Here is an 11,151-nt window from a genome sequence, read left to right as displayed (position 1 = left end):
TCGATCTCCTGCCGTCGTCGCCGAGTGCGGAGTCCACGCTAGTCCGACGACCGGTACCGCGGGTTGCAATACCCCTGTTGTGCCGCGGTTGCCAGGTGGGGTTTAGTCGTTGGCTGAGGTCGGTAGTTGCCGAAATGCTTCTGCGTCCAACACCCCGGCTTGCTGGCGGTTCCTGCTTGGCGCAATCCGGAGAGTGACCGACGTGCCGTATTCGTCGGGTCGCACGTAGTAGCACCGGTCGGTCTCTGGGCAGTAGATGCAGACGACATCGATCGCCGCTTTGTCCATCAACGTCGTATGAGTCCCATGCCGGTCCGCCCACATCGACCGGAACTGGACCTTGATCGCTCCTGACCGCGCTGATCGGTACTTCACCTGAAGGCGATGGAACTCGCCGCTCGCGTAGGCAACGAGATCGAACGGGGCATGCTCCGTGACGGGGAAGAGAACGATGAAGCCCTTACCGGCCAAGTCGGCATGCGCCTTCGCGACACCGAGGTCCCCCTTCTCCTTCGTAGGGTGCATGGCCATTGGCTTCAGAGTAAGGGATGACTCGTCCACCGGTCGCGTCATTCCGCTAAGGTATGCGGACTGCCTCCGTAGCTCAGCGGATAGAGCAGCCGCCTTCTAAGCGGTTGGTCGCAGGTTCGATCCCTGCCGGGGGCGCTCGGTTCTCTCCGCACCTCCACACCTCCCGGTCGAAGCCCGTAGAGTATCTGCGTATGAATGCAGATAACGGCGGATGCCGGCGCCGGCTGCCCGATGATCAGGTCGGCCTCGTCGTCGAGGTGTTCCGCATGCTCGCCGACACGACCCGCGTGCAGGTGCTCTGGGCGCTGGTGAACCGCGAGATGTCGGTCAACGAGCTCGCCGTCCACGTGGGCAAGCCGGCGCCGTCGGTGTCGCAGCATCTGGCCAAGCTGCGGATGGCTCGGTTGGTTCGCACCCGTCGCGACGGCACGACGATCTTCTACAGCTTGGAGAACGACCACATCGCCCAGTTGGTGACCGACGCCGTGTTCAACGCCGAACACTCCGGCCCGGGCGTACCCGGACACCACGCCACCAACGGTCAACTGCGAGCCCTTCATCCCGAGACCGCGCCGACAGCCGCGCGACGACAGACGGAGCACTGACCATGGCCCACGAACACGACCACGACCACGACGACATCCACGGCCACGATCACATCCACGACGCCCGTGGCGGCAAGTTCGGCGCGGCCCTTCGCGAAGTCTTCGCCCCGCACAGCCACGACGCCTCCGACAGCATCGACGGCGCACTGGAATCCAGCGCCGCCGGCATCAGGGCCGTCAAGATCAGCCTGGTCGCACTTGGTGTCACGGCCACCGCGCAGATCGTCATCGTCGCCGTGTCCGGATCGGTCGCGCTGCTCGCCGACACGGTCCACAACTTCTCCGACGCACTCACTGCCATCCCGTTGTGGATTGCCTTCGCCCTGAGCACCAAGGCGGCAACCCGGCGCTACACCTACGGCTTCGGACGCGCCGAAGACCTCGCAGGGCTGTTCGTCGTCGCCATGATCACGCTGTCCGCGATCGTCGCCGGCGTCGAATCCGTCCGCCGTCTCGTCGACCCGGTGCCGATCGAACACGTCGGGTGGGTGGCGGTGGCCGGGCTCATCGGCTTCATCGGAAACGAACTGGTCGCCGTCTACCGCATTCGAGTCGGACGGCGGATCGGCTCGGCAGCGCTGGTCGCCGATGGTCTGCACGCCCGCACCGACGGCTTCACCTCACTGGCCGTGCTGATCGGCGCCGGCGGTGTCGCCCTGGGGTTTCCCTTGGCGGACCCCATCATTGGCCTCGTCATCACGGTCGCCATCCTCGCGGTCCTACGCACCGCCGTCCGTGACGTCTTCCGCCGGCTCATGGATGGCATCGACCCGGCGTTCGTCGACGCCGCCGAAGCCGCGCTGGCCGCAGAACCGGGCGTCACCGCGGTCCGCAGCGTGCGGATGCGGTGGATCGGACACCGCTTGCACGCCGACGCCGAGCTCGACATCGATCCCGCCGTAAGCCTTTCCGACGCGCACCGCATCGCCCACGACGCCGAACACTCGCTCACCCACGCGGTGCCGAAGCTGTCCTCGGCGCTCGTCCACGCCTACCCGGCCGACGGGCCTGCCTGAGTTCTGGACTCAGTGCTGCCCCTGGGTGGCACCGCCTTCGGGTGCGGCGGACTCGATGCCCCCGTCCTCCGGCTCGAGTTGGGCCGATCCGTCGTCCTCGGAGGCGTCGAGGTGCTCCTCGCGCCGATCTCCAGCGGGTTGCGTCATGAAGGTGCGACTACCCGGCGGTGGGACGGGCCAATCAGCCACCGTCGTCGGCGGTCTGCGGTATGCCTGTGTAGACGAGTGACAAAGGAACGCCCACATGCCTTCTCCGCTACTGCCGCCCGGCTTCGACTTCACCGATCCCGACGTATATGCGCACCGCATGCCGATGGACGAGCTGGCCGAGCTACGCCGCTCAGCGCCCCTGTGGTGGAATGCCCAGCCGACCGACGTAGGCGGTTTCGGTGACGGCGGCTTCTGGGTGGTGAGCAGGCACCGCGACGTGCGCGAGGTATCGCGGCGCCACGACGTCTTCTCCTCGGCCGAGAAGTCGGTGGTCCCGCGCTACAAGGTGACCGGCGGAGGCGGACAGATCGAAGCAGGCCGCGCCTCGATGATCATGATGGACGAGCCCGAACACACCCGCCTTCGCAAGATCGTCTCGCGCGGCTTCACCCCGCGGGCCATCGAGCGACTACGTGCCGAACTCGACGAACGCGCACAGCGCATCGCCGCCGACGCCGCCACGAGACCCTCCGGTGACTTCGTTCTCGACGTCGCCTGCGAGCTCCCGCTGCAAGCCATCGCCGGGCTGCTCGGGGTGCCGCTGGAGGACCGCGGCAAGCTCTTCGACTGGAGCAATCAAATGATTGGGAACGAGGATCCCGAGTTCGCCGAGTACGACTCGCTGGGCTCGGCCGCCGAGTTGATTTGGTACGCCATGCAATTGGCCGCCGATAAGAGCGGTAGGAGGGGCGACGACATCGTCAGCACCCTCATCGACGCCGATGACGATGGGCAGCTCACCGACGCCGAATTCGGGATGTTCGTCGTCACCCTGGCGATCGCCGGCAACGAGACGACACGCCAATCGATCACCCAGGGGATGATGGCGTTCACCGACTTTCCCGAGCAATGGGAGCTGTTCAAGGCCGAACGGCCCAAGACCGCTGCCGACGAGATCATCCGATGGGCTTCGCCGGTCAACGCATTTCAGCGCACGGCCCTGACGAATACCGAACTCGGCGGCGTCGCGATCGAGAAGGGCCAGCGCCTGGTGCTGTTCTACCGCTCGGCGAACTTCGACGAGGACGTCTTCGAGGACCCACTGCGCTTCGACATTCGGCGAAGTCCGAACCCCCATCTGGGATTCGGCGGCACGGGCATTCACTACTGCATCGGCGCCAGCCTCGCCAGGATGACCATCGACCTGATGTTCAACGCGATCGCCGACCACCTGCCCAATCTACGTCCGATCGGTGAGCCAGAACGTCTGCGATCGAGCATGATCAACGGCATCAAGCACTGGCAGGTGGACTACTCGGGGGTGGATCAACGCACCCAGTCGGCCTCGGTATAGCGGATCACCCCGCGAATGTTTCTGCCGGCCAACATGTCGCGATGGCCCTCGTTGATCTCGTCGAGCCGATACCGGGCGGTGACGAACCCGTCGAGGTCCAGCTTCCCGGCCAGGTACATCGAGGCGAGCAGCCCGATGTCATGGCGCATGTCACCATTGCCCAGCAGGCTGCCCTGCAGACGCTTCTGCATCAGTATGTGAATGACGAGGTTGACGTTGACGTCGTGACAGTGCATGTCGGCCACGGCGGCGAGCACGCACATCCCGCCCTTGGCCGTCAACGTCATCCAGGCATCCAGGTCCTGCCCACGCGGCCGTCCGACGGCCACGATCACCGCGTTGGCCATCAGCCCTCGGGTTAGTTCGGCCAGCCCGGCCGTGGCGGACTCGAGGTCCGGATACGCCTGCGTGGCACCCCATTCCAGCGCGAGATCGCGCTTCCACTCGACAGGGTCGATCACGACGACCGATCGTGCCCCGGCGGCCGTCGCCCCACGCAGCGCGGCCATGCCCACCCCGCCCAGCCCGATCACCACGACGTCCTCCCCCGGCCGGACCCTGGCCACCCGCGTCACCGAGCCCCAGCCCGTGACGATCGCGCAACCGAGTAGACACGCCACCTCGAACGGCACCGCCGGATCGATGGGCACCACCGACGCGCGGTGCACCACTGCATAGGGGGAGTAAGCACCCAGCAGTGCCACCGGCCGAACGCCGCGTCCTCGGGCCCGTACCCGGAACGAGGCATCGCTGATCGCCCGCCCGGATTGCAGGAACGCCCCGCGGTCACAGAGATTCGGCTGTTCGGCCAAGCAGTGGTGACACCTCCCGCAGGACGGGATGCAGGACAGCACGACATGCTGACCGACGACGACGTCGTCCACGTCGGCACCGACCTCGACGACGACACCCGCTCCCTCGTGCCCGCCGAGGATCGGGAAGCCGTCAGCCGGCATCGACGCGGTGGCGGCGTGGTGATCGGAGTGGCAGAGCCCGGCGGCCTCCATGCGCACGGTCACCTCGTCGCGGCGCGGATCGCCGAGGTAAATCTCCTCGACCGACCACGGCTCCCCCGGGCCCCATGACAACGCCCCGACGGTCTTCACCGTGGCGCCCTCGCGCGGTCGCGCCGGATCCGTCGACGCAGGACGGCCAGTTGCACGTCGACGGCCCGCGCGTGCCGGCCCAGGTACGGCGGCGCCATCACCTCCGCGAGGCTCAGCGGCCAGCGCGAGTAGGCGACTGCCCGGGCATGGGTGAACGTCTCGAAACCGGCGCGCCCGCGGTAGGCGCCGCTGCCGCTGCGGCCGACGCCGCCGAACGGCAGGGCGCTGCCGAGGAAGTTGGCGGTGAAGTCGTTGCCGTTGACCGATCCCGAGCGGGTCTGCGCCTGGAGTTGCCGGTAGCGGTCGTTGTCGGCGCCGTACCAGTACACCGTCAGCGGGTGCGGATGGGCGTTGACATGGGCGATGGCGTCGGCGAGCCGACGGTACGGGTGGACGACCAGGGCGGGGCCGAAGATCTCCTCGTGGTTGATCGCCGCGTCCGGTGGCACACCGGTCAGGACGGTGGGCGCGACCTTGCGACGCTCCCGATCCGGCAGCGACTCCCCCTCCGGCACATGACATCTCACCCGGGCACCACGCGCAGCCGCGTCGTCGATCAGTCGGGTGACGTGGTCGAAGTGGCGTTCGTTGATCGACGACGTGTACTGGGCGTTGTCGGCGACGCTGGCGAAGCTTCGGCGCCACGCCCCCAACACCTCGTCGACGAACCCGTCCTGCAACTCCTCCGGAACCAGCACGTAGTCCGGGCACATGCACACCTGGCCACCGTTGACCATCCGGGACGCCGCGATCCGCGTGGCGGCGCGCACCAGGTCCGCGCTGCGATCGACCACCACCGGGTTCTTGCCGCCGAGTTCCAAGGTCACCGGAACCAGATTGCGCCCCGCCGCCTCGGCCACCTTGGCGCCGACGTCGGGTGAGCCCGTGAAGAACAGATGGTCGAACTGCAGCGCCGCGAAGGTCGGGCCGTCGGCCTGCTCGTCGGTGACGACGGCCAGTTCCTCGGGTGAGAAGTACTGGCCCGCGAGCGCGGCCAACAACGCCGCGGTGCGGGCGGTCACCTCGGAGGGTCGCAGCATCACGCGGTTGCCCGCCGCCAACGCGGTTCCCGCCGGCAACACGGTCAACTGGAGGGGGAAGTTCCACGGTCCCATCACACCGACCACGCCGAGCGGATCGTGCCGGAGCCGTTGGCGCAGTCCCGTGCGGGCCAGCCCCGGTGCCCGCGGCTCGGGCTTCATCCACCTGGCGACGTGCTTCTTCTGGTACTGAAGATCGCCGATGCAGCCGATGACGTCGGTCAGCATGGACACTTCACGCGGCCGGGTGCCGAAGTCCTGCGCCAGCGCGAGGGCGAATTCCTCGGCGTGCTCCAGCACGAGAGCCTGCAGGCGCGTCACCCGGTCGAAACGGGTTGCCGCGTCGGGTATTCCGTCGCGAAGGAACGCGGCGCGCTGACCCTCGAGGAGCGCATCGACCGTACTCATGCCGACACCGACGCCCTCGGGACCGGCACCGGCACATACGACCGCGCCCGCGCCGCCCGCTCCCACAGCACACCCGAGTCGGCGGTCACCCCCGCCTTGATGAGCTCGCGCTTGAGGATCTTGTTCGTGGCCGTCTGCGGCAGCCGGGTCTCGATCCGCACGAACCGCGGCCACGCCTTCGGGGAGAGATCCGGCTGGTCGGCGAGGAAGGCTTCGAACTCGGCCGGCTCGAGGTGCGCCCCGTCGTTCAACACCACCGCCGCCATCACCTGGTCACCCACGTTGGCGTCCGGTACCGCGTACACCGCGACCTGATTGAGTGTCGGCAGCCGCAACAGGATTCGTTCGATCGGTCCCGCCGCCATGTTCTCGCCGTCGACCCGCATCCAGTCGGCGGTGCGGCCGGCGAGGTAGATCCAGCCATCGGCATCGCGGTAGGCGAGATCACCGGACCAGTACATGCCGTGGCGCATCCGCTCATTCGTCGCCTCGGGATCGTTGTAGTAACCGCCGAAGGCGCCGCCCCCGGTGGTGTTGACCAGTTCGCCCACCGCGTCGTCGAAGTTGGTCAGTGCACCCGTGTCGTCGAAGACCGCGGTGGCACATTCGGTCACGCTGTCGGGGTGGTAGACCGCTACGCCGTCCCACCCCTTCCCGATCGACCCGGGCGGGCAGCCGTCCTCGCGGACCACGATCACGGCGAACTCGCTGGAACCGAAACCGTCCATCACCCGACAGCCGAAGCGACGCGCGAACTCGTCGATGTCGCGGTCGGCGGCTTCGTTGCCGAACGCGACGCGCAGCGGATTGTCGGCGTCGTCGGGCCGAGCCTGGGTGCCGAGGAGCAGGGCGAGTGGCTTGCCGACGTAGTTCATGTAGGTGGCGCCGTAACGCCGAACATCCTGCAGGAAGCCCGATGCCGAGAACCTGGCAGGCACCATGACCGCGCCACTGCAGACGGCAACGGCCCAGCCGGCCGCCACGCCGTTGGAGTGGAACAGCGGCATCGACAGGTAGCAGACGTCGTCGGGGGTGACGTCGAGTTGGAGCACGAGGCTGCTTCCGCTGAGCACCGCCATCACGTGCGCGAACGGGACCGCCTTGGGGTCGCCGCTGGTTCCCGAGGTGAAGATCAGCATCAGCGGGTCGGTGGCGGTGACCTCCCGGTACGGCACCAGCGGCGGCGCGGCCGCGACCACATCGGCGTAGGCGCGCGACGTCACGTCGATCACCGTGACGTCCGCGAGGTCGAGCGCCTCGATCAGGGGCTGGTGAACCGGATCCACCAGCAGCACTTGGCAATCCGCACGGCGGATGTCGGCGCCAAGGCCCTCCCCGCGGCGCGTCGTGTTGATGCCGCACAGGACGTAGCCGCCGAGTGCGGCCGCCGCCATCGCGCGCAACATCGCGGGGGTGTTGCCGAGCAGCACCCCGACGTGCAGGGGTCTGCCCGGATCGGCGAGGCCGATCATCGCCGAGGCTTCGGCGGCCGCCTCCCCGAGATGCTCACGCCATGTCCACGTCTGGTCCTGGTGGCGGACCGCGACGCCGTCGTCCTGCATGCGGTCGCGCAGAACCTGCTGGATGGTCTCGTGCACGGGGCGCCTCCTCGGTGTTGGGGAACGTCATGCCGTCGCGCCGCCGTCGACGACGAACTCCGCGCCGGTGCAGTAGCCGCAGGCATCGCTGGCAAGGAACGCGACCATGCGCGCGACTTCGTCCGGCTGGGCCGCGCGGGGCAGGGCGAGGTGGGTGAGGTCGAGGGTCGCCGCATCGATCATCGGGGTGTCGACGGCACCGGGTACGACGCAATTGACGCGGATGCGCGGGGCGAGCTCGAGGGCGGCCGACCGGCTGGCACCCCGCAGACCCCACTTCGACGCGGCGTACGGCAGGGCGCCACCGAAGCCGCGCATCCCGGCGGTCGACGCGACGTTGACGATCGAGCCGCCGTCGGGCATGACGGCACTCACCGTCTTCATTCCCAGGATGGGCCCAACGAGGTTGACGTCCAGCATGTCTCGGATCTGCCGTGCCGACCAGTCGGACAACGGCGCGCGTCGGTAGACGCCCGCGTTGTTGATCAGGACGTCGATCCGACCGTGCCGTGAAACTGCTTCCGTCGTGACCGAGTCCCAGTCGGCCGGTTCGGTGACGTCGAGCCGCTGGTAGCGCACCGACTCACCGAGTCGCCGCGCGAGGGCCTCACCGTCGGCGTCGAGGACGTCGCAGGCGATGACGTCGGCGCCCAACCCGGCCATCATCTCCACCTCGGCGGCGCCCTGGCCCCGGGCGGCGCCGGTGATCAAGACGACCTTGTCGTCGAACCGTTGGGGATTCATCGCGCAGTGAACACCAGTCCGGCGTAGTCGTTCTCGGCGACCTCGTCACACTGGGCGCGATAGACGCCGAACCCGCCGGCGAAGGGCATGAAGGCCCGCTTTTTGCCGTCGATGTTCGCCCCGAGGTACCACGACGACGTCGCGCGGACGAACAGCGTGCCGTCGGCCACCGCCGCGACGTGACGGGTCCACGCGTCGGCGGCGTCTCGACGCACGTCGACCTGAGTGAAGCCCGCCGATCGCGCCGTGGTGAGGAGATCGATCACCCAGTCGACTTGAATCTCGGCGTGCAACACCATGTTGGCCAGTACCGACGGGCTCCCGGGTCCGCTGAAGGTGAACAGATTGGGCAGCTGCGGAATCATCATGCCCAGGAACGTGACCGGTCCGTCGGCCCACACCTCGTCGAGCCGGACGCCGTCGGCGCCGACCGGGTCGATGCGCGTCAGCGCACCGGTCATGGCGTCGAATCCGGTGGCGAAGACGAGGGTGTCGCAGGGGTAGTCGCCTGCGGTCGTGTGCACGCCGCCGGCGGTGATGGCGGTGATCGGTTCGCGGCGGAGGTTGACCAGGTGGACGTGGGCGCGGTTGAAGATCTGGTAATACCCGGAGTCGGTGCAGATGCGCTTGGTGCCGATCGGGTGGTCGACGGGGATCAGATCGTCCGCGACTGCCGGGTCTTCGACGAGTTCCCGGATGCGGTCCTCGGCGAACTGCCGGGCGACGTCGTTGGCCGCGAGGTCGGTCAATTGGTCGGGAAAGGTCTTGCTGAACAGGACACCGCCCTCAGACCACCGCTGCCACAGGGCATCTGTGCGCTGTGCCGGGCTGTTGTCCGCGGCAGGCGGCACGGTCGTGGTGTGCGGGGTGCCCGCGGGCGCGTAGGCGGACACGCGCCGGCGTTCCGGGTACTCGGCCCTGATGCGTCGAAGGTCGTCGTCCGTCCACGGGCGGTTGGGCACCGGCACGCTGTAATTCGGCGAGCGTTGGAACACCGTCAGCGACGCGGCCGCGTCGGCGATCAGGGGGGCCACCTGGATGCCCGAGGAGCCGGTGCCCACCAGCCCGACGTGCCTGCCCTGCAGGTCCGGGTGCAGCTGGGGCCACGCGGCGGTGTAGTACACCTCCCCGGCGAAGTCGTCGATCCCGGGCAGGTCGGGGCGGTTGACCGCGGACAGGCAGCCGGTGGCGCACAGCAGGAACTGCGCGCGATGGCGATCACCGGTCGACGTGTACACCTCCCACGTTCCGGATCCTTCGTCGAACACCGCCCCCGACACCCAGGTCCCGAAGAGGTAGCGGCCGGTCAGGTCGAATCGTCGAGCCACGTGCTCGAGGTAGGCGAGGATCTCCGGCTGGCTGGCAAAGCGTTCGCTCCAGGTCCACGTCTGCTGAAGCTCCTCGTCGAACGAGTATGAGTAGTCGACGCTTTCGACGTCACACCGCGCCCCGGGGTATCGATTCCAGTACCACGTGCCGCCAACGCCGTCCGCGGCATCGATCCCGAGCACCGACAGTCCTGCCGCCACGGCCCGGTGCACCGCGTACAGCCCGGCGAAACCGGCGCCGACGACGATCACGTCGTGGTACGCGGCCGTCATCGCACGGCCTCGGGTGTGGGCGTCGCCGACGCGCCGCGCAGATCTGCCCACAGCACGTCCCGCGCGGCGATCGCCGGTGGGAAGTCCATCATGGTGAGGAATCCGTGGAACAGTCCCCGAAAGTCGCGGTGCAGCACCGGGACTCCGTCGGAGCGCAGTCGGCGTGCGTAGGCCACCCCCTCGTCGTGGAGCGGGTCCAGGGTCGCGGTGACCATCACCGTGGGCGGCAGACCCTCCAGCGTCACCGCCAGGGCGGGGGCGACGAGGTGCGGGGGCTGAGGAACACCGGTCTCGCCGAGGTACTGCTCCCAATACCATTGCAGCGCAGCGCGAGTGGTGAAGCATCCGGTCGCCCGGCGCCGTTGACTGAGGGTATCGCACGCCGGATCGAGAAGGGGATAGAGCAGGACCTGTGCGGCGGGCATCGCCGTGCCGTACTCCCGGCACAGGATCGACGCGACCGCGGCGAGGTTGCCGCCGGCACTGTCGCCGGCGACGGTGACGCGGCGCGGGTCGATGCCGAGGTCGGCGGCGTGCCGCACGACCCAGTCGAAGGCCAGGTAGGCATCCTCGGCCGCGGCAGGCGCGCGATGCTCGGGAGCCAGCCGGTAGCCGACCGAGACGACGACAGCCCCGGCATGCCGCGCCATCGCGCGGCAGAAGCCGTCGTGGCTGTCGATGTCGCACAGCACGAAACCACCGCCGTGATAGAACACGACACCCGGCCGCGGCGCGGTACCGATCGCCGGTTGGTAGACCCGCACCGGGATGGGGCCGGCGAGGGTGTCGAGCACGCGATCGTCCGATATCGCGTCGTCGACGTTGCGCACCGGCTGTCGCCGCGCCGCCACCGCGGCGCGCGCCTGGGCGGCGGTCATTCGTTCGACTGCCGGAAAGGCGTCGTCGAGTGTCCGCAGCATCGCGAGTACACCGTCGTCCATGGTCTCCTCTTGGGGGTGACCTGTTTCTATCAGAAACAGTGTGCTCGGCGGGCCGAA

General features: G+C 68.3%; 11 protein-coding genes and 1 tRNA gene. 4 read left to right on the top strand and 8 right to left on the bottom strand.

Features of this window, described 5'->3' with window-relative positions; translation table 11 throughout:
* Window positions 1-102: 102 nt before the first annotated feature.
* Complete coding sequence (locus QUE68_RS09015) at window positions 103-531, bottom strand: group I intron-associated PD-(D/E)XK endonuclease (RefSeq protein WP_284225647.1); 429 nt, start codon at window positions 529-531, stop codon at window positions 103-105.
* Between the two features lie 62 nt (window positions 532-593).
* Between QUE68_RS09015 and QUE68_RS09010 the strand changes: the two genes are divergently transcribed.
* The 3 genes from QUE68_RS09010 to QUE68_RS09000 all read left to right on the top strand — a co-directional run bounded on the left by QUE68_RS09010 (window position 594) and on the right by QUE68_RS09000 (window position 2,152).
* Window positions 594-666 (top strand) — tRNA-Arg (locus tag QUE68_RS09010).
* Between the two features lie 56 nt (window positions 667-722).
* Window positions 723-1,136, top strand: coding sequence for an ArsR/SmtB family transcription factor (locus QUE68_RS09005; protein ID WP_284225646.1), 414 nt, complete (start codon window positions 723-725; stop codon window positions 1,134-1,136).
* 2 nt (window positions 1,137-1,138) lie between these two features.
* Window positions 1,139-2,152 carry a cation diffusion facilitator family transporter gene (locus QUE68_RS09000; protein WP_286275438.1) on the top strand — a complete coding sequence of 338 codons (1,014 nt, stop codon included), beginning with the start codon at window positions 1,139-1,141 and terminating at the stop codon, window positions 2,150-2,152.
* 9 nt (window positions 2,153-2,161) lie between these two features.
* Here the strand turns inward: QUE68_RS09000 and QUE68_RS08995 are convergent, their stop codons facing one another.
* On the bottom strand, window positions 2,162-2,299 hold the full coding sequence (locus tag QUE68_RS08995) for a hypothetical protein (protein ID WP_286275437.1): 138 nt from the start codon (window positions 2,297-2,299) through the stop codon (window positions 2,162-2,164).
* 97 nt (window positions 2,300-2,396) lie between these two features.
* Between QUE68_RS08995 and QUE68_RS08990 the strand changes: the two genes are divergently transcribed.
* A complete protein-coding gene (locus QUE68_RS08990) occupies window positions 2,397-3,656 on the top strand; it encodes a cytochrome P450 (RefSeq protein ID WP_286275435.1) in 1,260 nt (419 codons plus the stop codon).
* Here QUE68_RS08990 and QUE68_RS08985 read toward each other — a convergent pair.
* The 6 genes from QUE68_RS08985 to QUE68_RS08960 are packed head-to-tail and all read right to left on the bottom strand — an operon-like array spanning window position 3,629 to window position 11,094.
* Window positions 3,629-4,762, bottom strand: a complete 1,134-nt coding sequence (locus QUE68_RS08985; RefSeq protein WP_284225640.1) for an NDMA-dependent alcohol dehydrogenase — start codon at window positions 4,760-4,762, stop codon at window positions 3,629-3,631. The two genes, QUE68_RS08990 and QUE68_RS08985, sit on opposite strands and share 28 nt — an antisense overlap.
* A complete protein-coding gene (locus tag QUE68_RS08980) occupies window positions 4,759-6,210 on the bottom strand; it encodes an aldehyde dehydrogenase family protein (protein WP_284225639.1) in 1,452 nt (483 codons plus the stop codon). Before QUE68_RS08980 ends, QUE68_RS08985 begins: the two co-directional genes overlap by 4 nt.
* Complete coding sequence (gene fadD1 / locus QUE68_RS08975; protein WP_284225638.1) at window positions 6,207-7,808, bottom strand: fatty-acid--CoA ligase FadD1; 1,602 nt, start codon at window positions 7,806-7,808, stop codon at window positions 6,207-6,209. Before fadD1 ends, QUE68_RS08980 begins: the two co-directional genes overlap by 4 nt.
* 27 nt (window positions 7,809-7,835) lie before the next feature.
* Complete coding sequence (locus QUE68_RS08970) at window positions 7,836-8,552, bottom strand: SDR family NAD(P)-dependent oxidoreductase (RefSeq protein ID WP_284225637.1); 717 nt, start codon at window positions 8,550-8,552, stop codon at window positions 7,836-7,838.
* Window positions 8,549-10,153, bottom strand: a complete 1,605-nt coding sequence (locus QUE68_RS08965) for a flavin-containing monooxygenase (RefSeq protein ID WP_286275434.1) — start codon at window positions 10,151-10,153, stop codon at window positions 8,549-8,551. Before QUE68_RS08965 ends, QUE68_RS08970 begins: the two co-directional genes overlap by 4 nt.
* Window positions 10,150-11,094 carry an alpha/beta hydrolase gene (locus tag QUE68_RS08960; protein ID WP_284233649.1) on the bottom strand — a complete coding sequence of 315 codons (945 nt, stop codon included), beginning with the start codon at window positions 11,092-11,094 and terminating at the stop codon, window positions 10,150-10,152. Before QUE68_RS08960 ends, QUE68_RS08965 begins: the two co-directional genes overlap by 4 nt.
* Window positions 11,095-11,151: the final 57 nt, after the last annotated feature.

It is taken from the genome of Mycolicibacterium sp. TUM20985, assembly GCF_030295745.1.
Classification (GTDB): Bacteria; Actinomycetota; Actinomycetes; order Mycobacteriales; family Mycobacteriaceae; genus Mycobacterium.
Note: the sequence above shows the minus strand (reverse complement) of the source record. Positions and strands in the feature narration are given on the sequence as shown.